This is a genomic window from Actinomyces timonensis DSM 23838 (assembly GCF_000295095.1).
Classification (GTDB): domain Bacteria; phylum Actinomycetota; class Actinomycetes; order Actinomycetales; family Actinomycetaceae; genus Actinomyces; species Actinomyces timonensis.
Genome location: NZ_JH806632.1, coordinates 369,241 through 388,318 on the forward strand (window position 1 = coordinate 369,241; position 19,078 = coordinate 388,318).

20 protein-coding genes are annotated in these 19,078 nt (G+C 72.9%); 3 read left to right on the forward strand and 17 right to left on the reverse strand.

Translation table 11 applies throughout. From position 1 onward, the window contains the following. Positions 1 to 26: 26 nt before the first annotated feature. Positions 27 to 1,307 carry a DNA glycosylase AlkZ-like family protein gene (locus A1QA_RS0101620; protein ID WP_017177192.1) on the reverse strand — a complete coding sequence of 427 codons (1,281 nt, stop codon included), beginning with the start codon at positions 1,305 to 1,307 and terminating at the stop codon, positions 27 to 29. Continuing rightward, positions 1,307 to 2,002, reverse strand: coding sequence for an endonuclease NucS (nucS, locus tag A1QA_RS0101625; RefSeq protein WP_017177193.1), 696 nt, complete (start codon positions 2,000 to 2,002; stop codon positions 1,307 to 1,309). Before nucS ends, A1QA_RS0101620 begins: the two co-directional genes overlap by 1 nt. A gap of 70 nt (positions 2,003 to 2,072) precedes the next feature. Here nucS and A1QA_RS13035 point away from each other — a divergent pair, with 70 nt between their 5' ends. From A1QA_RS13035 to A1QA_RS13045, 3 genes are all read left to right on the forward strand, one after another. Further along, on the forward strand, positions 2,073 to 2,837 hold the full coding sequence (locus tag A1QA_RS13035) for a class I SAM-dependent methyltransferase (protein ID WP_017177194.1): 765 nt from the start codon (positions 2,073 to 2,075) through the stop codon (positions 2,835 to 2,837). A 116-nt stretch (positions 2,838 to 2,953) separates the two neighbouring features. Continuing rightward, positions 2,954 to 4,300, forward strand: a complete 1,347-nt coding sequence (locus A1QA_RS13040; RefSeq protein ID WP_082181147.1) for a DUF418 domain-containing protein — start codon at positions 2,954 to 2,956, stop codon at positions 4,298 to 4,300. Between the two features lie 272 nt (positions 4,301 to 4,572). Further along, the gene (locus A1QA_RS13045) at positions 4,573 to 5,010 is read left to right on the forward strand and encodes a hypothetical protein (protein WP_017177196.1); all 438 of its coding nucleotides are present in this window, start codon (positions 4,573 to 4,575) and stop codon (positions 5,008 to 5,010) included. A 128-nt stretch (positions 5,011 to 5,138) separates the two neighbouring features. Here A1QA_RS13045 and A1QA_RS0101645 read toward each other — a convergent pair whose 3' ends face one another. The 15 genes from A1QA_RS0101645 to A1QA_RS13055 form a co-directional block, all read right to left on the reverse strand. Then, entirely contained in the window at positions 5,139 to 5,546 is a 408-nt protein-coding gene (locus tag A1QA_RS0101645; protein ID WP_017177197.1) for a DUF2550 family protein, read from the reverse strand. 2 nt (positions 5,547 to 5,548) lie between these two features. After that, positions 5,549 to 5,866 carry a F0F1 ATP synthase subunit epsilon gene (locus A1QA_RS0101650; protein ID WP_244266048.1) on the reverse strand — a complete coding sequence of 106 codons (318 nt, stop codon included), beginning with the start codon at positions 5,864 to 5,866 and terminating at the stop codon, positions 5,549 to 5,551. Positions 5,867 to 5,883: 17 nt separating this feature from the next. Further along, a complete protein-coding gene (gene atpD / locus A1QA_RS0101655; RefSeq protein ID WP_017177199.1) occupies positions 5,884 to 7,347 on the reverse strand; it encodes a F0F1 ATP synthase subunit beta in 1,464 nt (487 codons plus the stop codon). Between the two features lie 89 nt (positions 7,348 to 7,436). Continuing rightward, positions 7,437 to 8,381 (reverse strand): F0F1 ATP synthase subunit gamma, encoded by a 945-nt coding sequence (locus A1QA_RS0101660; protein ID WP_017177200.1) that lies wholly within the window; start codon positions 8,379 to 8,381, stop codon positions 7,437 to 7,439. A 3-nt stretch (positions 8,382 to 8,384) separates the two neighbouring features. Further along, the gene (gene atpA, locus A1QA_RS0101665; RefSeq protein WP_017177201.1) at positions 8,385 to 10,016 is read right to left on the reverse strand and encodes a F0F1 ATP synthase subunit alpha; all 1,632 of its coding nucleotides are present in this window, start codon (positions 10,014 to 10,016) and stop codon (positions 8,385 to 8,387) included. Between the two features lie 76 nt (positions 10,017 to 10,092). After that, positions 10,093 to 10,908: a F0F1 ATP synthase subunit delta gene (locus A1QA_RS0101670; protein ID WP_017177202.1), complete on the reverse strand. Its 816-nt coding sequence runs from the start codon at positions 10,906 to 10,908 to the stop codon at positions 10,093 to 10,095. Then, positions 10,905 to 11,507: a F0F1 ATP synthase subunit B gene (locus A1QA_RS0101675; RefSeq protein ID WP_017177203.1), complete on the reverse strand. Its 603-nt coding sequence runs from the start codon at positions 11,505 to 11,507 to the stop codon at positions 10,905 to 10,907. The genes A1QA_RS0101670 and A1QA_RS0101675 overlap by 4 nt, the downstream gene beginning before the upstream one ends. 18 nt (positions 11,508 to 11,525) lie before the next feature. Then, on the reverse strand, positions 11,526 to 11,729 hold the full coding sequence (gene atpE, locus A1QA_RS0101680; RefSeq protein WP_017177204.1) for an ATP synthase F0 subunit C: 204 nt from the start codon (positions 11,727 to 11,729) through the stop codon (positions 11,526 to 11,528). Positions 11,730 to 11,835: 106 nt separating this feature from the next. Beyond that, a complete protein-coding gene (gene atpB / locus A1QA_RS0101685) occupies positions 11,836 to 12,651 on the reverse strand; it encodes a F0F1 ATP synthase subunit A (RefSeq protein ID WP_026048598.1) in 816 nt (271 codons plus the stop codon). A 177-nt stretch (positions 12,652 to 12,828) separates the two neighbouring features. After that, the gene (locus A1QA_RS0101690) at positions 12,829 to 13,326 is read right to left on the reverse strand and encodes a hypothetical protein (protein WP_017177206.1); all 498 of its coding nucleotides are present in this window, start codon (positions 13,324 to 13,326) and stop codon (positions 12,829 to 12,831) included. Beyond that, positions 13,323 to 14,540 (reverse strand): MraY family glycosyltransferase, encoded by a 1,218-nt coding sequence (locus tag A1QA_RS0101695; protein WP_017177207.1) that lies wholly within the window; start codon positions 14,538 to 14,540, stop codon positions 13,323 to 13,325. Before A1QA_RS0101695 ends, A1QA_RS0101690 begins: the two co-directional genes overlap by 4 nt. After that, on the reverse strand, positions 14,537 to 15,334 hold the full coding sequence (locus tag A1QA_RS0101700) for an L-threonylcarbamoyladenylate synthase (RefSeq protein ID WP_017177208.1): 798 nt from the start codon (positions 15,332 to 15,334) through the stop codon (positions 14,537 to 14,539). The genes A1QA_RS0101695 and A1QA_RS0101700 overlap by 4 nt, the downstream gene beginning before the upstream one ends. Positions 15,335 to 15,462: 128 nt before the next feature. Further along, positions 15,463 to 16,713, reverse strand: coding sequence for an exo-alpha-sialidase (locus tag A1QA_RS13050; protein WP_051000499.1), 1,251 nt, complete (start codon positions 16,711 to 16,713; stop codon positions 15,463 to 15,465). A gap of 18 nt (positions 16,714 to 16,731) precedes the next feature. Then, positions 16,732 to 17,460 carry a LuxR C-terminal-related transcriptional regulator gene (locus A1QA_RS0101710; RefSeq protein WP_017177209.1) on the reverse strand — a complete coding sequence of 243 codons (729 nt, stop codon included), beginning with the start codon at positions 17,458 to 17,460 and terminating at the stop codon, positions 16,732 to 16,734. Further along, positions 17,457 to 18,968, reverse strand: coding sequence for an ATP-binding protein (locus A1QA_RS13055; RefSeq protein ID WP_017177210.1), 1,512 nt, complete (start codon positions 18,966 to 18,968; stop codon positions 17,457 to 17,459). The genes A1QA_RS0101710 and A1QA_RS13055 overlap by 4 nt, the downstream gene beginning before the upstream one ends. Between the last annotated feature and the right edge of the window lie 110 nt (positions 18,969 to 19,078).

Here is a 19,078-nt window from a genome sequence, read left to right on the forward strand (position 1 = left end):
GGCGCCCAGTGGCACTTCGCGAGCCGTCAGCGCCCGAGCCGCTCCTCGATGCCGCGCACGGCCCGATCCACGTCCTTGTCCAGGCGCGCCGACCTCCTCGTGCCAGGCGCCCAGATGAGCCCCGCGCCCACCGGACGGACCGCCACCACGCGCCCGCGATCGACGAGGATCGGCCGGAACATACCGTTCATGGAGGGGCAGATGAGGCGCTCGCCGTCGTCGTCGGTCAGGCAGCCACGGTCCTTGTAGCCCACATGGAGCTCATCGAAGGAGGCCAGGAAGAGCGTCCGCTCAGCGTCCTTGCGGTTGCTGGCCAGCAAGTCGGGCAGGTCCGCGCGCAGGTAGAGCACCGGGGTCCCCTTGGGCGCGTCCTCGCCCGGGCCCAGCAGCCGGAGGCTCCCGCGCGCCCCACCGGAGGCGACCGCCCGAGCCAGCGGCACGGCGCCGCCCCGCGGATCGACGGCGTAGTCCTCGGCGTTCGTCAACTCGACGGCGTCCGCGAGCGCCCGCGCGGCCTCTCCCTTGGGCAGGGTGGTCCAGCGCGCCAGGTCCTCGACGCTGACCGGCCCATGGCTCGTGGCGTAGCGCCGGGCGATCTCGGCGAGGGCCGCGCGGTGCCCCTCCTCGCCCTTGGCCGCTCCCCTGCTGCCTCCTGGCCCGGCCTGCGCGCCGGGCAGGGGCCGGGCGTCGATGATGAGGTGCTCACCGCCGTCGCGCGGCCCCTGGACGAGGGCGCCGATGGCGTGAAGCCCGACGACGAGGTGCCGCTTCGCGTATCCCTCCGGGGCGCCGGAGGCGATGAGGTCGGGCAGGACGCCGTCGTCGTCCCAGGCCTCGACGAGCTCGGCGCGGGTGACCCCGGGCCGGCCGGCGGCCCTGGCACGGTCGATCGTCTCCCAGGCGGCCCGCGCGGCGCGCTCCATGCCGGCCGAGCCGTGCCCGAAGCGCTCCTCGTCGATGCGCATCCAGTTGGACATGCGGTGCACGAGCGCGGCCCGCATCCAGTGGTGGTCGTCCGCCGTCGTGATGTGGACGGTGCCGCGCATGGGCCAGGAGCGCACGAGCTCGCCGACGGCGAAGGCCTCCTCGATCCGCAAGCGCCCCACCTCCGGCGCGGTGCGCGAGGCGATGGCGTGCGGGATGGCGGAGACCTGCTGGCCCTGGATCGCGAGCTGGCGGCGCACGGCCTCGGCGGGGTCCGCGGCGGCGGTCGCGGGGACGAGGCCCTGCGCCACGATCCGCAGCAGCGAGGCCTCCCGGGGCAGGGGCGGGCCCGCGGGGGCCTTGCGAAGGGGGCGGGCCGCCATCAGAACAGCCGCGATTCGACGTCGTCCATGCCGCGCATCGCGTCGTAGTCCAGGACGACGCAGCGGATGCCCCGGTCCTCGGCGAGCACGCGCGCCTGGGGCTTGATGGTCTGGGCGGCGAAGACCCCGCGCACGGGGGCCAGGAGGGGGTCGCGCCCGAGGAGGTCGAGGTAGCGGGTGAGCTGCTCGACGCCGTCGATCCCGCCCACGCGCTTGATCTCGACGGCGACGCTCGCCCCCGTGGAGTCCTTCGCCATGATGTCCACGGGGCCGATGGCGGTGGGGTACTCGCGGCGCACGAGGCGGTGGCCGGGGCCGAGCACCTCGATCTGCTCGGCGAGGAGCTCCTGGAGGTGCGCCTCGACGCCGTCCTTGAGCAGGCCCGGCTCGGGGCCGAGGTCCACCGAGTGATCCGAGATGAGCTCGTGGATGCGGATGACGAGGCGGTCGTCGGTCTTGGTGGAGGCCACCTCCCAGCGGGCGACGACGCCGGCCTCGCGGTCCTCCTCATCCGGCTCGAGCTCGGTCAGCCGCGCGGGCGGGCTCATCCAGTTGAGCGGCTTGTAGGAGCCGCCGTCGCAGTGGACGAGCACGGAGCCGTCCGCCTTGACCATGATGAGGCGGTTGGCCTGATCCAGGTGGGCGGACAGACGGCCGGAGTAGTCAACAGAGCATGAAGCGATGACGACGCGCACCGGCCCACCCTAACCGGTAGCCTCGGGCGCGGACGATATCCGGGTAGTCGCATCACGAGAGGAATTCCTCATGAGCCCTTCCGAGGGAGCGCCTGGCCTCCCCGGCGACCTCTACACATCCAACGCCGACATCTACGCGGCGCTGGCCCTGCCCTACGTCGAGACGATGGGCCCCGCGCTCGCCGAGATCCTCGGCGGCGAGGACCGCGCTCCCGCCGGGCTGCCAATCCTCGACCTGGGCTCGGGCACCGGCGCTCTCCTGCCCCGCCTCGCAGCCCTCGGGAGCCACCCGCTGTACGCCGTCGAGCCGCACCCGGCCATGCGAGCGGGGCTCATGGCCACCGTCTGCGCCACTCCCGGCCTGGCCGCGCGCGCCACCGTGCTCCCCGGGACTCTCGACGACGCAGCGCCCCTCCTGCCCCCGCGCCTCGGCGCTATCGTCGCGCTCAACATGCTCGGGCACCTCGACGAGGCCGCCTATGAGCGCTTCTGGGCTTTAGCGGGCGAGTGCCTGGTCCCGGGAGGCGTCGTCGTCATCGCCCTCCAGGGCCCGCTGGAACCGGCGGCGGTTCCGTGGACCGACTTCGGGGAGAGCGCCGTCGGCGGCCTGCGATACAGCACCGCGGGCACAGCCGAGCCCGACGGCGAGTCGATGCGCTGGACCATGCGATGGACGGTCCGCACGGCGTCGGGCGACGTGGTCGAGGAGCGCACGGCCAGCACCGCGTGGACGATCATCACCCCGGAGCGCCTGCGCGACAGCGCCACGCGGGCAGGGCTGGAGCCGGGGCCGGATCGCGATAACCTCCTCCTGTTCTCCTTCACCCGGCCCTGAGCACGGGAGCGGTTCCAGCGACAGCATGCATACTCCCTCTCGATGCTCGGAGTGAGGGATGATCGCCCCGTTGATCAAGGATCGTCACGCCCTGAGGAGTTCCACGAGTGACCAGCATGAGCACCGCGGCATCCCCTGATCCCGCCCCAGCCTCGCGGCCGGACCCCGCGAGCTGGAGGCTTCCCCTGCGCCGGGGCCCCTACCTCACCGGCACCGCCGGGCCGAACCGCCTCATCGGCCTCGACGCCGCACGGGGCCTCGCGCTGTTCGGCATGGCGGCGGCGCATGTGGGCATCACGAGCTGCGGGCTCACCACCCTCCCCGGATGGCTCAACCTGGCCCACGGCCGCTCCGCAGTGCTCTTCGCCGTCATCGCGGGATTCTCCCTCGGGATCATGTCCGGGCGCGAGACGCCCCACACAGGCGACCGCCTTGTGCGCACGCGCCTGCGGATCCTCGTGCGCGCGGTGCTGCTCATGGCCATCGCCGGGTTCCTCATCACCTTCACCACCGGGGTGGCGATCATCCTGGGCTACTACGCGGCCTGGTTCGCGGTGGCGCTGCCGGTCCTCCACTGGCGCGCCCGACGGCTGTTCATCGCCGCGGGGGCGACCGCCGTCGTCGGGCCGCTCGTGCTCAAGGTTCTCCCGCTGGCGATGGCGCGCGTGGACCTGGCCTCCTGGCCCTCGGCCTCCGACGGCTCCGAGGCGCTCCTGGGCCTGTTCGTCACGGGCGCCTACCCGGGCGCGGTGTGGATGTCCTTCATCTTCCTGGGGATGGGGCTCGCGCGGATGGGGATCGGCGGGACCCGGCGCCTGCTCCGCCTCGCGGCGATCGGAGCGCTGTGCACCGTGCTCGGCTACGGCGGCGCCTACGTGCTCACGCGCGTGGCCGGGGCTGAGGAGCCCGATTCCTTCCATCTCAGTGTTCCCGCGGAGCGGGCCGCTCCCAACGTCTTCGCGGATGCCGACGGCATCCTCATCGGAGCCGATGGGCTCGCCGAGGACGGGGCTGGCCAGGACGACGGCGTCGAGCCGCCGACGTGCGGCGACGGCGAGGCGATCAGTGGGACCTCCGAGTGGCCCGTGCTGCTGTCCGCCAAGCCGCACACGAACAGCTTCTTCGAGGTGCTCGGCTCCGGCGGGGTCGCGGTGGCCACCATCGCCCTGCTGCAGCTGCTGGCCTCGGCTGGGAGGTGGGCGAGGTGGGCGCTGGCGCCGTTGGCGGCGATGGGGTCGATGTCCCTGACGATCTACACCGCGCATATCGTCGCGATTTGGGGCTTCGATCTTATGAGAGCCCAGGACAACGGCCCGCTGATGACGATGATGGCCGGGCTGGCCGCCTTCGCGATGGTCTGGCTGGCCGTGTTCGCCCGCGGACCGATGGAGCACGTCGTCCACGTCATCTCCCTGCGAGCCACCCGCGCCCCCGCCGATCCCCCGCACGCCGACGCGAAATAACCTCCCCCTATCAGCGAAACCGGGCGATCAGCACCGCGAGACCGGGCGAACAGCACGGCGAGATTCGCTTACGCGCGCCGCCGTCGCGCTCTCCGCTCCCTCCTACGCGCGCCAAAATCTCACTCCGGTCTCGCTCAGATCACGGACAGGTCGAGCGCGCTGGTCAGCGGGCTCCTACTGTGTGCACGACGGCGCTGGCGCCGTCGCAGGTCCGCCCTGGGGCCTGTGCTCTCCCTGGTCGACATCATCGGTTCTCCCGGAAGGCATGCCCCATGAAGCCCCTCGCATCCGCTCCCCTCACCGCCGCTCGCGCGCTCGCCCGGCCCCGCCGCGCCCCTCGGCGATCGGCGCGCTCCGCGGCCGCCCGTGGCACCGCGACCCTGGGCTGCTCCCTCCTGCCCGCCCTGGGCGCGTGCTCCTCCGGCAACGGCTCGGCCGGAAGCACCACGACGCCGTCGGCAACCGCCGCCTCCTCGGCGGGCGGCGTCGCCGGGACCAGCGGACCGGACTCGACCATCGCCCCTTCCGACAGCGTGCCCTCGGCCGAAGCCCTGTCCACGGTGGAACCCGGCGACGGCTATGACTGCGACGGCGAGGGCGCTGACGGCTCGGACACGAGCGGTGCCTGCCGGCAGCAGAACCTGGGCGACGGCAGCGAGTCCCCTGAGGCCACCGACACTGCTGCGACCGACGAGACCGCTCACGAGTGATCCGGGCGGTCCGCGCATTGCGCCGTGGCAGGACCCGAGCGCCTCGCCACGGCGCCCACAACTGATCTCGCCGTGCTATTCGCCCGGTTTCGCGGTGCTGTTCGCCCGGTCTCGGTTATAGGAGGGGGTTAGAAGAGCGAGGGCTGCGTGGGGGCGGCGGACTCCATCCAGGCGACGAGGGCGGAGTGGGAGGCCTCGTGCATCGCCAGCTTGTAGCGCTGGCCGGCGATCGTGCAGGGCACCTCGAGGACCTTGCCGTCCTCGAAGCGCCTGACGGCCTGGCCGAGCTCGATCGTCTCCCTGGCCCAGTGGGCCGCGGGCCGGGGGGACACGGAGACGAGCCGGTACCAGCGCAGGGAGTTGTCGGTGAACAGCGCGAGGCCCGAGGTCCAGGCCATGCCCCCCGGGCGCTGCAGGGCGCACTCGAAGGAGCCCACGCGCCCGGCGATCGAGCGCAGGCGGGTGAGGAAGACAGCGAGCAGGACGACGGCGAGCAGGGCCACCAGCGCGAGAACCACCAGCACCTGCCCCATCATCGTCACTCCTCGCTCGTCGTCGTGCCGCTCGGCTCGGCAGCGCTGGCGGCCTCGGCGGTGGCGACCTCCGCCCCCGCCAGGTCGGCCGCGACGGTGATCGTGTTGTGGTCGACGGAGCAGAACCCCCTGGACACGGGCACCTCCACGGGAGAGCCCTCCAGCGTGGTCAGGCGGACGGTCCCGGTGCCCAGCAGCGCGAGGACCGGCTGGTGCCCGGGCAGGATGCCCATCTCGCCGTCGTCGAGGGGCACGGAGACCTGGGAGGCCTCCCCCTCCCACGCCGTCCCCCCGTTGCGGGAGACGATCTCGACAGTGAGCACTGCGGGCGCCATCGCGGTCACTTCCCGGCCAGCTCGGCGGCCCGGCGCTCGAGGTCCTCGATGCCGCCGATGTTGTAGAAGGCCTGCTCCGGGTAGGAGTCGTAGTCGCCGGCGCAGATCCGCTTGAAGGCCTCGACGGTCTCGGCCAGCGGCACGGTGGAGCCGGGCACGCCGGTGAACTTCTCCGCCATGTAGGTGTTCTGGCTGAGGAACTGCTCGATGCGGCGGGCGCGGGCCACGGTCACCTTGTCCTGCTCGCTCAGCTCGTCGACGCCGAGGATCGCGATGATGTCCTGCAGTTCCTTGTTCTTCTGCAGGATGGACTTCACGCGGGTGGCGACGTCGTAGTGCTCCTGGCCCACGTACTGCGGGGCGAGCAGGCGCGAGGAGGAGGCCAGCGGGTCCACCGCCGGGTAGATGCCGCGCGAGGCGATCTCGCGGGACAGCTCCGTGGTGGCGTCCAGGTGCGCGAAGGTCGTGGCCGGGGCCGGGTCGGTGTAGTCGTCCGCGGGCACGTAGATGGCCTGCAGGGAGGTGATGGAGTGGCCGCCGGCCGAGGTGATGCGCTCCTGGAGCAGGCCCATCTCGTCGGCGAGGTTCGGCTGGTAGCCCACGGCCGACGGCATGCGGCCCAGCAGCGTGGAGACCTCGGAGCCGGCCTGGGTGAAGCGGAAGATGTTGTCGATGAACAGCAGCACGTCCTGGTTCTGGACGTCGCGGAAGTACTCGGCCATCGTCAGGGCGGACAGCGCCACGCGCAGGCGCGTGCCCGGCGGCTCGTCCATCTGGCCGAAGACGAGGGCGGTCTTGTCGAAGACGCCGGCCTCCTCCATCTCGACGATGAGGTCGTTGCCCTCACGGGTGCGCTCGCCGACGCCGGCGAACACGGAGACGCCGCCGTGGTTCTGGGCCACGCGCTGGATCATCTCCTGGATGAGGACGGTCTTGCCCACGCCGGCGCCGCCGAACAGGCCGATCTTGCCGCCCTGGACGTAGGGGGTGAGCAGGTCGATGACCTTGATGCCGGTCTCGAACATCTGCTCCTTGGACTCGAGCTGCTCGAAGGTGGGGGGCTGGCGGTGGATGGGCCAGCGCTCCTTGACCTCCAGGGTCTCGCCCTCGGCGAGGTTGAGGACCTCACCGGTGACGTTGAAGACGTGGCCCTTGGTGATGTCGCCGACGGGCACGGAGATGGGGGCGCCGGTGTCGCGCACCTCGGTGCCGCGCACGAGCCCGTCGGTGGGCTTGAGCGAGATGGTGCGCACGATGTTGTCCCCCAGGTGCTGGGCGACCTCGAGGGTGATCTCGCGCGCCTCCTCGCCCTCGCTGGTGGCCTGGATGGTCACCTTGAGGGCGTTGTACATGGCGGGGATCGCGTCCGGGGGGAACTCGACGTCGACGACGGCGCCGATGATCCGCGTGACGCGGCCGGTGCCGGGGACCGCCGTGTCCGGGGCGGCCTGGGTGGTGGTGTCATCCATGATGCGCTCTTCCATGTCTGTGCTGTCGATGCTGTCGCTGTTGTGCGGGCGGCGGGGCCGCCGGGGGTCGGTGGGCAAGTCGGTGGGGCCTACTCGGCGGCGAGCGAGTCGGCGCCGGAGACGATCTCGGAGATCTCCTGGGTGATGTCCGCCTGGCGCGCCGCGTTGGCGAGCCGGGTGTACGTGGTGATGAGCTCCTCGGCGTTGTCGGTGGCCGTGTGCATGGCCTGCTGGCGGCTGGCCAGCTCCGAGGCGGCCGACTGCAGGAGGGCGTTGCGGATGCGCGAGCCCACGTAGCGGGTCAGGAGCGCGTCGAGCACCTTGGAGGTGGAGGGCACGAACTCGTAGAGGGGCTGGGTGCCCTTGATCGCGGAGAGCTGGACCGCCTGGGTGGCGGCGATGTCCTCGCGGTTGATCTCGCCCGGGCCATTGAGGTCGACGACCGTCAGCGGCAGCATCCGGCGGACCTCGGGAACCTGGGAGACCATCGAGACGTAGCGGGTGAAGACGATGTGCACCTCGGCCACTCCCCCGGCGTCGGCGGGGGCGAGGAAGTAGTCGAGGAGGACGGAGGCGACCTCCTCGATGTGCTCGCCGCTGGGGCGATCGGAGTCGCCCGTCCAGGAGTACTCCACGGGGCGGCCGCGGAAGGCGAAGTAGCCCTGCGCGCGGCGCCCGTAGGTGAACAGGACCGGCTCCTTGCCCTCGTCGACGAGGTGCTCGATGAGCCGCTCCGACTCGCGCAGGATCGTCGCCGAGTAGGCGCCGGCCATGCCGCGGTCGGAGGTGACGACGACGACGGCCACCCTCCTGGTGTCCTCGCGCTCGCGCGTGATGGGGTGGTCGAGGCCGGAGTAGGTGCCGACGGCGGCCACGGCCTGGCTCAGGGCGTGGTCGTAGGGCCCGGCCTCGGCAGCGTTGCGGCGCGCGGCACCGATCCGGGAGGAGGCGATGAGCTCCATGGCCCGGAACACCTTCTGCAGTGTCTGGGTCGACCGGATGCGCTGCTTGTAGACGCGCTGGTTGCCTGCCACGGGTCAGCCCCTCTTGAGCACGATCTGCTCGCTCGTGCGCTCGGCGACGACCTCGTCCTCGGCGTCGGCGACCTCGCCGGAGAGCATCCGTCCGCCGGAGAGGTAGGTGGAGCGGAAGGACTCGACGGCGGCGCGCAGCTCGGCCTCGGTGTCCTCGGCCAGCTGACCGGTATCGCGGATGGCGGCAAGGACGCCGGAGTTGCGGCGCAGGTGGTCCAGGAGGGCGGCCTCGAAGGGCAGGACGTCGGAGACCTCGATGTCGTCGAGGTAGCCGTTGGTGCCCGTCCACACGCTCACCACCTGCTCCTCAACGGGATAGGGGGTGAACTGGGGCTGCTTGAGCAGCTCCATGAGGCGCTCGCCCCGCGTGAGCTGGGCGCGGGTGGTGGCGTCCAGGTCGGAGGCGAACATGGCGAAGGCCTGCATGGAGCGGTACTGCGCCAGCGTGATCTTGAGGGTTCCGGCCACCTTCTTCATGGCCTTGACCTGGGCGGCGCCACCGACTCGGGACACCGAGATACCGACGTCGACGGCGGGGCGCTGGTCGGAGTTGAACAGGTCGGACTGCAGGAAGATCTGCCCGTCGGTGATGGAGATGACGTTGGTGGGGATGTAGGCCGAGACGTCGTTGGCCTTCGTCTCGATGACGGGCAGGCCGGTCATGGAGCCGGCGCCGAGGTCGTCGGAGAGCTTGGCGCAGCGCTCGAGCAGGCGCGAGTGCAGGTAGAAGACGTCGCCCGGGTAGGCCTCGCGGCCCGGCGGGCGGCGCAGGAGGAGGGAGACCGCTCGGTAGGCCTCGGCCTGCTTGGACAGGTCGTCGAAGACGATGAGGACGTGCTTGCCGGCATACATCCAGTGCTGGCCGATGGCCGAGCCGGTGTACGGGGAGAGGTACTTGAAGCCGGCCGGGTCGGAGGCCGGGGAGGCGACGATGGTCGTGTACTCCAGGGCGCCGCGCTCCTCCAGGGCCGCGCGCACGGCGGCGATGGTCGAGCCCTTCTGGCCGGTGGCCACGTAGATGCAGCGGACCTGCTTGGCGGGGTCACCGGTCTCCCAGGCATCCTTCTGGTTGAGGATGGTGTCCAGGGCGATGGCGGTCTTGCCGGTCTTGCGGTCGCCGATGATGAGCTGGCGCTGGCCGCGGCCGATGGGGATCATCGAGTCGATGGCCTTCAGGCCGGTCTGGAGCGGCTCGTGGACGGACCTGCGGGACATGACGCCGGGGGCCTGGAGCTCCAGCGCGCGGCGGCCCTCGGCGGCGATCTCGCCCAGGCCGTCGATGGGGCGGCCCAGCGGGTCGACGACGCGCCCGAGGAAGGCGTCGCCCACGGGCACGGACAGGACCTCGCCGGTGCGGCGCACGGTCTGGCCCTCGTCGATGCCGGCGAAGTCGCCCAGGACGACGACGCCGATCTGGCGCTCGTCGAGGTTCATGGCGAGGCCCGCGGTGCCGTCCTCGAAGGTGAGCAGCTCGTTGGCCATGACGCCGGGCAGGCCCTCGACGTGGGCGATGCCGTCGGCGGCGAAGATGACGTGGCCGACCTCCTCGGCGGCGACCTCCGCGGGCTTGTAGGCCCGCGCGAAATCACTGAGCGCCGAGCGGATCTCCTCGGCATTGATGGTCAGCTCTGCCATCTTTGGTCTCCTTTGCGAAGCTGTGAGGCTGTGAGTCGTTGCGGGGCGGCCTGCGCCCGGTGGTGGGATGCGGGGCTCATCCCGCGAGCTGGGCGCGCAGGTCGGCGACGGCGCTGCGCACGGTGTGGTCGATGATGTGGCTCTTGATGGTGATGCGCGCCCCGCCGATGACGGCGGGGTCGATCGAGGTGTTGAGCTCGACCTCGGTGCCGAGGCGCTTGGTGAGGATGGCCAGCAGCCGCGCCTCCTGCGCGCTCGTCATCGGGGTGGCCGTGACGACGTCGGCGATGGTGCGGTGCTGGAGTGCGGCGGCCCGCTCGACGACGCGGCGCAGGTTGCGCCGGGGCCCTCCCTCGGCGTGGTGGCGCACGCACCAGCGGACCAGGCTCATCGCGGGGGCGGACAGGTGCGGGCCGAAGACGGCCTCGGCCAGGCGCACCCGCTGCTCGGTGGTGGTGCGCCGGGAGGGCTCCAGGGCCTCGCGCAGCTCGCGGTCCTGGCCGATGATCTCCGAGGCCTCGAAGACCTCCCGCTCGATATCCGCCACGGTGCCATCGGCGTGGGCGCCGGCGAGGATCGCCTCGATCCCCAGGTCGTGCAGGGCGGAGATGAGATCGACGGGCTTGGACCAGCGCCCGCGGACCATGCCGCGCAGGAGCTCGACGACGCGCTCGTCGAAGCGCCCGGAGAAGAGCCGGGAGGCGAGGGCCGCCTTGTCCTCGCCGCTGCGCCCGGGATCGGTCAACGGCCCGCGCAGCGGGTTCGCGGCGATCTCGTGGGCCATGGCAAGGATCTGCTGGCCCAGCTCCTGGCCGTGGGCGCCGGCGTCGCGCAGGACGGGGGTCCAGGCGGCGCGGGTGGCGGCGCGGGTCGCGGCTGTGCCCTGGTTCACCGGAGCTCCTCCACGGAGGCCCCGCCGTCGACGCCCGGGGCCACTGGCGCGGCCTCAAGGTCATCGAGGAAGCGGTCGATGACCCGGCCGGACAGCTCGGTGTCCTTGAGCTGCTCGCCGACGATCCGCTCGGCGAGCGTGGAGGCCAGCAGGCCGACCTCCGTGCGCAGCGAGATCTGCGCGGCCTGGCGCTCGGCGAGGATCTGGCGCTGGGCGGCCTCGAGGGCCTTGCCCGCCTCTCCCTGGGCCTCGGCGCGGGCGGCGGCCACGATGGAGGCGGCCTCGCTCTGGGCCTTCTCGCGGATGGAGGCGGCCTCGCGGCGCGCGTCCTCCACGAGGCGGGCGGCCTTCTGCTCAGCGCCGGCCTGGTCCTCCTTGGCCTTGTCCGCGAGGGCGAGGCCCTCCTCGATGCGCGTGGTGCGCTCGTCGAGGACCTTCGCGAAGCGGGGCAGGACGTACTTGATGAGCACCAGCGCCACGATGGCGAAGGAGATCGTGCCCCAGACCAGGTCGTAGGTGTGCGGGAGGAGGAGGCTGTGCTCCTCCCCCGACGCCGACTCCGAGGCCGCGGCGAGGGTCGTGATCATGACGGGGGCCATGGGGATGACCGTCGCCGATCAGAAGGCGAAGCCCGCGGCGAAGCCCAGCAGACCGAGGGCCTCGATGAGGGCCGCGCCGATGAACATGTTGGTGCGCAGGGCGCCGGCGACCTCTGGCTGGCGAGCGGTGCCCTCCTGCGTCTTGCCGACGACGATGCCGATGCCGATGCCGGGGCCGAGGGTGGCCAGGCCGAAGCCGATGGTGGCGATGGATCCGGTCATGTTGCTTCTCCTTGAGAGTCTGAACGAGGGTTCTCGTCGTTCCCGGGCGGGCCCGGGAGGCTTGCTGGTGATGAGGTTGTCTGAAGGGTCGTGAGGGCGGGCGCGATCAGTGGGTGTTGATCGAGGAGTCGATGTACACGGCGGTGAGCAGGGCGAAGATGTACGCCTGGAGGGCGGCGACGAACAGTTCGAAGAAGACGAAGGCGAGCGAGGCACCGAAGGTGAGCGCCCCCAGACCCTTGAGCGCCCCGGTGGCGTGGATGAACAGGGCGTTGGTCGCCGCGTAGCACAGCGCCAGGAGGAAGTGCCCCGAGACCATGTTGGCCAGGAGTCGGATGGTCAGGGTCACCGGCCTCATGACGAGGTTCGAGAAGAACTCGATGGGGATGATGAGGATCCACAGCGCCTTCGGCACTCCCCCGGGGAGGACCTGCGAGCGCAGGTAGCCGAACATGCCGTGGTTCTTGATGCCCGCGTAGGCGAAGGCGATATAGGCGACGACGGCGAAGACGATCGGCATGCCGATGACGCTCGTGGCCGCGATATTGAGCCCTGGGATGACGCCGGAGATGTTGAGGAAGAGCACGCCCAGGAAGATCGTGGTGATGATCGGCACGTAGGGCGCGGCCCGGCGCTTGCCGATGATCTCCTCGGCGATGTTGACCCGGGCGAAGTCGATGAGCATCTCGCAGGCGCCCTGGAAGCGCCCGGGCACGACGCGCGCCCGCGATGCCCCGATGGCGAAGACGAGCACGAGGACGCCGGTCATGATGAGCCGGACCATCATGATGCGGTTCATCTCGAACGGCGTTCCCACGAAGGCGAAGCCATCGGGGAAGAAGTCGGAGATCGACGGCGGCTCGAAGCCCTCGCGCGAGGCGGGCGCGAGCGCGCCGGCCAGATAAGTCGCGCTCATTGGCATATGGCCTCCTCAAAGCACATCGGGCATTCGATCAGGGCGACGGCACCAGGGGTGCTCGCGCGTCGGGCGGCGATCACCGGCGTCGCGCCCACCACACTACTCCACGTCGCCCTGTGCGACGACAGTCATTCCACATCGGCGGGGCGCTTCATGGCCGCGAAAGGGTATGAGGGCCAGTCATTGGGGTGATGAGTCCCGGTGCTGGTCGCTCCCGCCCCCGGCGGTCGGCGGCGCGGTCGCGGCTGGATCGACGGTGAGGGCCCGCCCCCTGGCCAGCGTCACGACCTCCACGGCCGTGACCGCGATGAGGATGAGCGCGAGGGAGATGAGGAACCAGGGGCGGGAGAAGTCCTCCCGGTGCGGCCCGGCCAGCAGGACGACGCCGAGCATGACGGCGGTCTTCGCGCCGAAGGACAGCATGACGCCGCCGGAGGCCATGAGGGGGAATCGCTGCCACGGCACGAGGAGGACGACGGCGGTGATGGCGGTCAGCGCCAGGCCGGCGCCACCGCCCCAGGCAGCCCCGGCCAGGGCCCTCTCATTGCTCGCCGCTCCTGCGGCGAGGCAGGCCGCCGCCAGCGCCGTCCCGATGACGGCGACCCTCCGCCCGGCCGCGCGGAAGACGAGGGCGGTGGACTGGGCGGCGGGGGCTCGCGCGCCGTCGGGCGCGCTCACGGGTGCTCCCCGCCGGCGGCGTCGTCCTGGGAGGGCCCGGTGGGATCGACAGTCGCGTGGGGCCGCAGGCGCCGGGGGGCCGCGGACAGGAGCGCGCGGCGCGCCTGGTGGCGGGCCCGCTTCCGGGCACCGGGGCCGATACCGGGGATGACGTCGGTGGTCAGGGCCAGCGCGATGATGACGGCGATGAGCGCGCCGCAGGCCACGCGCTGCCAGGGCAGGATCGCCAGCGCCACGACGGAGAAGGAGCCGATGGCGGCCCACAGGTACATGGTGAGGACGGCCTGGCGGTGCGAGTACCCGCCCGCGAGGAGCCTGTGGTGCAGGTGGAGCTTGTCGGGGTGGAAGGGGCTCTTGCCCGCGAGCGTGCGGCGGGTGATCGCCATGATCATGTCCGTCAGGGGCAGCAGGAGGATCGCGACGGGAAGGATGAGGGGCAGGAACACGGGCACGGCCGAGGAGCCGGTGATCGTGCCGGGGTCGATCTGGCCGGTGACGATGATCGTGCCCGCGGCGGAGACCAGGCCGAGCTGCATGGAGCCGGAGTCGCCCATGAAGATCGTGGCGGGGTTGAAGTTGTGGGGCAGGAAGCCCAGGCACACGCCGATGAGGGCGGCCATGACGGTGGCGGCGAGCGAGGTGTAGGCCTGGGGGCTGGTGGCCCGGGTGAGGATGTAGACGTAGATGAAGAAGGCCGTGGCGCCGATCCCGATGATCCCAGCGGCCAGGCCGTCGAGGCCGTCGACGAAGTTGACGGCGTTGATGACCACGATGATGACGAGCACGGTGGCGGCCAGGGAGAGCCTGGAGGAGCCGATGGTCAGGCCCCCCACGGGGAAGGTGATGAGCTGGACCCCTTGGGAGGCCATGACGCCGGCGGCGAGGATCTGGCCCGCGAGCTTCGTCATCCAGTCGAGCTCCCACAGGTCGTCGACGACGCCCAGGAGGCACACGAGTCCCGCGCCGATGACCACGGCGCCGGCGCTGGCGTCGATCGTGCTGGCGAGGTAGGGGATGCGCGAGGCAACGGCGATGGCGGTGGCCAGTCCCACGAACATGGCGACGCCGCCGAGCCGGGGGATCGGCGCGGTGTGGACGTCGCGGTCACGCACGGGGGTGAGGGCGTGGGAGACGAGGGCGATATGCCGCACGATCGGCACGGACATGTAGGTGGCGGCGGCGGCGATGAGCAGGACGAGCAGGTAGACCCTCATGCGCGGCCCTCCCCCGCCGGCCGCCGCGCCGAGCCCGGGGCCGGCGCGCTCGGGCCCGTCGCGGCGGCGAGCACGGGCGCGAGGATCTCCTCGATCCGGGGGGACGGGATGAGCCCCTCGCGCAGGACGCGGGGCCGGGCGGCGTCGTCGCCGGCGACGGAGACGATGGTCGAGGGGACGGGGCCCGGTGTGGGACCGCCGTGGATGAGCAGGATGCTGGGCTCGCCCCCCTCATCACCCTCAGCCCCCACGGCCGCGAGAGCGTCGGGAGAGCCGGTGACGCGCCCGGGGAAGGCGCGCGCGGCGCTGTCGGCGTCGGTGGCGGGCTCGGCTCCTGTGGGGTTCGCGCTGGTGACGGCCATGGGGCCGGCGGCGCGCAGGAGGGCGAGGGCCAGGGGGTGGTCGGGCATGCGCACGGCGATGGTCCCGCCGGTCTCCCCCAGGTCCCAGGACAGCGCGGGCGCGGCGTCGAGGACGATGGTGAGGGCGCCGGGCCAGAGCGCGTCCATGAGGGCGCGCGCCGCGGGAGGCGGATCGGCGACGACTCCGTCGAGCTGGTCGCGCCCCGCCACGAGGACGGGCGGGGGCATCTGGCGGCCGCGCCCCTTGGCGGCGAGCAGGCGGGCGACGGCGGAGGCGTCGGCGGCAGTGGTGCCGATGCCGTAGACGGTGTCGGTCGGGGTGATGACCAGGCCCCCGGCCCGGGCTCGAGCCGCCGCGGCGACGATCGCGTCAGCGCCGTCGTCGCTGCGCGCGGGGGCCGCGGCGCCCGTGGGGGAACTCGTCTGGGTCACGCCCCGTATCCTCGCACGGATCGCCTCGCGGGCCAGGCGCTGCCCGCGGCTTGTCACAGTGCTGTGAGCGTCCCAGGGGAGGGCTCCCGCAGGGGCGCCCGCGCGATCCCAGCGATGGAGGCGGGCTGTCAGCCGAGGTCGATGGCGAGGATCACCAGGCGCGTCGAGCCCTCGTCGGCGCCGGGCTCCTCGGCGGCGACGACGACGCGCACCGGCCCCGGCTCACTGGCCACCCCACCGGCAGAGCCCTGGGGAACAGGCAGGACCGCGAGATCGGAGTAGCCGAAGGGCTCGCCCGGGCCGGTGAGCCCGACCAGCGGGGCCCAGACGGGGCCGCCGGCGGTGGTGGGGCGGCCGATCGAGAGCCGGCCCGCGCAACGCGCGGCGGGATCGGAGGCGTGGGAGAGCAGGAGGGCGCCGTCGGGAAGGGCCGCCAGGCCCGCGTTGCAGCCGGGGTCGCTGAGCACCGGGACCGCCGTGGGGCGCGACCAGGTCCACCCGCCGTCGGCGCTCGTGGACTCCAGTCGGGTGCCGCTGTAGGCGGCGTCGCGCGCGCTCATGACGAGCAGGCTCCCGTCCTGGGCGGCGGGGGCGATGGCGTGCTCGTCGGTGCCGCTGGTGGCGGTTCCGCCGGCCAGGCTCGCGGCGGCGCCGTCCACCAGGGGGACGGGGGCGCCGAGGCGCCAGGAGTCGCCGGTCTCGGAGAGCAGGCAGGCTGAGCGCAGGGGCCGCGAGCCGTCCTCGCGCGGGGCGAGCGCGACGACCGCGGGCTGGACGAGGCCGGCCGGGGTGGCGATGCCGTGCCCGGAGACGGGGAAGAGGACGGCGCCGTCGGGCCACTGCTCGCTGGGCAGGGCGGCGTCGGTGGCGTCGCGCCATCGCCAGGTGGCGCCCTCGTCGTGGGAGACGGCGTGGATGAGGCGCATGGTGCCCGGCTCGGGGGGATCGCCGGGGCTCCAGCGCAGCCGGGGAGAGCGGGCGCCGAAGAGCCCGGCGCCCGAGCTGGCCGCGGCGAGGAGGTGGAGGGCGCCGTCGGGCGCGGCGATGAGCGAGGGGTCGGAGATACCGGTCAGGCCGGGAAGGGCGGCGGGGTCGGGGTCCAGCGGGGACGGCTCGCCCCAGGTGGCCCCGCCATCGGTGGAGCGGCGCAGCCAGAGGCGGTTGGGGTTCGGCAGGTCGTCCGGGAGGGCGCCGCCCGCGGATCGCCAGGCCTCGCCGTCGGGGCGCGGGCGCAGGTCGTGGACGAGGAGGAGGCCACCGCTGGGCGTGGCGGCGAGCGCGGGGACGCGCAGGGAGCCGATGGGGGCGCCGTCGGCGCCGCGCGGGGCGGAAAGGACGGCCAGGCGCTGAACCTGTCCGGCGGTCCAGGGAAGGCGCATGGGAATAGGGGGTTCCTCTCAGACGATCCGGTGGGCGGCGGCCCAGCGGGTGAGCTCATTGCGGTTGGACAGCTGGAGCTTGCGCAGGACGGCGGAGACGTGGGTCTCAACGGTCTTGATGGAGATGAAGAGCTCGGAGGCGCACTCCTTGTAGGTGTAGCCGCGGGCGATGAGGCGCATGACCTCGCGCTCGCGCGCGGAGAGGCGGTCGAGCTCGGAGTCGGCCACGGCCACCTCGCCGGCCTGCGCGCCGAAGGCGTCGAGGACGAATCCGGCCAGGCGCGGGGAGAAGGCGGCATCCCCGGCGGCCACGCGCCGAATCGCCATGGCCAGGTCGGTGGTGGAGATCGCCTTGGTGACGTAGCCGCGGGCACCGGCGCGGATGACGGCGACGACGTCCTCGGCGGCGTCGGAGACGGACAGGGCCAGGAAGCGGGTCCCGGTGGCGTCGGCGCAGCTGGCGGCGACCTCCGCCCCTCCCCCACCGTTGCCGCCGGGCAGGTGGACGTCCAGCAGGACGACGTCGGGGGACAGGGCGCGCACGGCGGCGATAGCGCCCTCGACGTCGTCGGCCTCGGCGATCACCTCGATGTCCGGGGCGTGCGCGGCGAGCTCGGAGCGCACCCCGGAGCGCACGAGGGCGTGGTCGTCAACGACGAGGACCCGCAGGCGCGGGGAGGCCGGCGTCGTGGGCGCGGCGGAGGAGTCGGATCGGCGCCCGTCCTCGGGCGGCTGGAGGTGGGTCATGACGGGCTCTCCTGGGTCGCGCGGGAGGTCGCGTGGATGGGAAGCGCGAGCCGGACCTCGGTGCCGTTGTCGAGGCGGCGGATCCGCGCGCTTCCACCATATCGCTCCATCCTGGCGATGATGGACTCGCGCACGCCGTGGCGGTCGGGCGGGGCGGTCTCGGGGTCGAAGCCGGGGCCGTGGTCCCGGATGAAGGCCTCGATGAGGCCCGCGGAGGCCTCCACGTACAGGGAGACGGGAGGCTCGCCGTGGCGCACGGCGTTGGACAGGGCCTCGCGGCTGGCGGCCACGATGACCTCGGTGGCGCGGTCGGGGGCGCGGTCGCCCACGCAGACGACGTCGACGGGCACGCCATGGAGGTCCTCGATCTCCCCGGCGAGGTCCCGGAAGGCATCGGCGACCGAGGTTCCGGCCTCGGGCCGGTCGGTGTAGAGCCATGCGCGCAGCTCGCGCTCCTGGGAGCGGGCCAGGCGCGCCACGGTCTCGGGCTCGCTCGCGCGCTTGCGGATGAGGGTGAGGGTCTGCAGGACCGAGTCGTGGAGGTGGGCGGCGATGTCGGCGCGCTCGGCCGCGCGGGCCTCGGCGGCCCTCGTGGCGGCCAGGTCCCGGCTGGTGCGCAGCCAGAAGGGGGCGAGGATCGTGGCGATGCCCAGCACGAGGGCGCCCCCGGTCAGGCCGCCGGTGAGCATGGCGCGCGGCGGGATGTCGGAGGCGAGCCACATGAGGATGCCTGTGGCGACGAGGACGAGTCCCGCCGCCAGGCGGGCCAGGGCCCAGCGGTCGCGGGGCTCGCCCGCGGAGTGGGCGCCGGTGACGGCGTCGAGCTGGGACCAGGCCAGGCCCGCGCCCACGGCGACGATGAGGGCGGGCAGCGCCGCCCCCGCGCGCGGCAGCAGCCCGAAGCGCCACAGCGCGAGCAGGATCGCCGCGGCGAGGAGGGCGACGGCGCCCTGGAGGGCGCGGTTGCCCTCACTGCTCGGATCGCCGCGCAGGGAGCGCCAGGCGCGCGCCGCCCAGTGCTCCTCCCCCGGGGCTTCCTGTGGGGCCGGCACAGCGGCCTGGCGCGGGGCGAGGCGGGAGCGGTCGGCGGGTAGGGCGCCGGTGTGCCGGGCGGCCTCGGCCCAGGGATCGCCACTGGGCACGAGGACCCACAGTGCCAGGTAGAGGAGGGGGCCGATCCCGGTCTGGATGGTCAGCAAGATGAAGGCGATGCGGAGGACGAAGGGATCGACGCCCAGGTGGGCCCCGATACCGGCGGCGACGCCGCCGAACCAGCGCCCGGAGCGCTGGCCGCCGTCGGGGGCGAGGAGGGGGCGGCGGCCCGGGCGGCGCAGCGGCAGCCGGGGCGAGGCGGGCGCCCGCAGCGCCTGGGCGCCCTGCGGGGGCTCCTGGTGGAGGGGCGGCGCGGCGCCACCCCGGGGACGGTTCCCTCCGGGGCGGGGCCTGCGGTCCTCCCCCAGGGCCCGGGGGACGGGGTGCTCGTCGTGCTCACGGCGCCATCGTGGCACGCGCAGGGGCGCAGGGGGATGCCTGGGAGGGCGAACCAGGGGAGCCCCGGGAGCGTTTCAGGGTCCGCTCAGGGTGTCCCCCGATCGTCTCGCGGGGCTGGCGGCGGTCA

Bases quoted from the DNA above. Each gene is read 5' to 3' on its own strand.
- A1QA_RS0101620 (WP_017177192.1), bottom strand. From the start codon at position 1,307: ATGGCGGCCCGCCCCCTTCGCAAGGCCCCCGCGGGCCCGCCCCTGCCC.
- A1QA_RS13035 (WP_017177194.1), top strand. From the start codon at position 2,073: ATGAGCCCTTCCGAGGGAGCGCCTGGCCTCCCCGGCGACCTCTACACA.
- A1QA_RS13040 (WP_082181147.1), top strand. From the start codon at position 2,954: ATGAGCACCGCGGCATCCCCTGATCCCGCCCCAGCCTCGCGGCCGGAC.
- A1QA_RS13045 (WP_017177196.1), top strand. From the start codon at position 4,573: ATGAAGCCCCTCGCATCCGCTCCCCTCACCGCCGCTCGCGCGCTCGCC.
- A1QA_RS0101645 (WP_017177197.1), bottom strand. From the start codon at position 5,546: ATGATGGGGCAGGTGCTGGTGGTTCTCGCGCTGGTGGCCCTGCTCGCC.
- atpD (WP_017177199.1), bottom strand. From the start codon at position 7,347: ATGGATGACACCACCACCCAGGCCGCCCCGGACACGGCGGTCCCCGGC.
- atpA (WP_017177201.1), bottom strand. From the start codon at position 10,016: ATGGCAGAGCTGACCATCAATGCCGAGGAGATCCGCTCGGCGCTCAGT.
- A1QA_RS0101675 (WP_017177203.1), bottom strand. From the start codon at position 11,507: ATGGCCCCCGTCATGATCACGACCCTCGCCGCGGCCTCGGAGTCGGCG.
- atpE (WP_017177204.1), bottom strand. From the start codon at position 11,729: ATGACCGGATCCATCGCCACCATCGGCTTCGGCCTGGCCACCCTCGGC.
- atpB (WP_026048598.1), bottom strand. From the start codon at position 12,651: ATGCCAATGAGCGCGACTTATCTGGCCGGCGCGCTCGCGCCCGCCTCG.
- A1QA_RS0101695 (WP_017177207.1), bottom strand. From the start codon at position 14,540: ATGAGGGTCTACCTGCTCGTCCTGCTCATCGCCGCCGCCGCCACCTAC.
- A1QA_RS13050 (WP_051000499.1), bottom strand. From the start codon at position 16,713: ATGCGCCTTCCCTGGACCGCCGGACAGGTTCAGCGCCTGGCCGTCCTT.
- A1QA_RS0101710 (WP_017177209.1), bottom strand. From the start codon at position 17,460: ATGACCCACCTCCAGCCGCCCGAGGACGGGCGCCGATCCGACTCCTCC.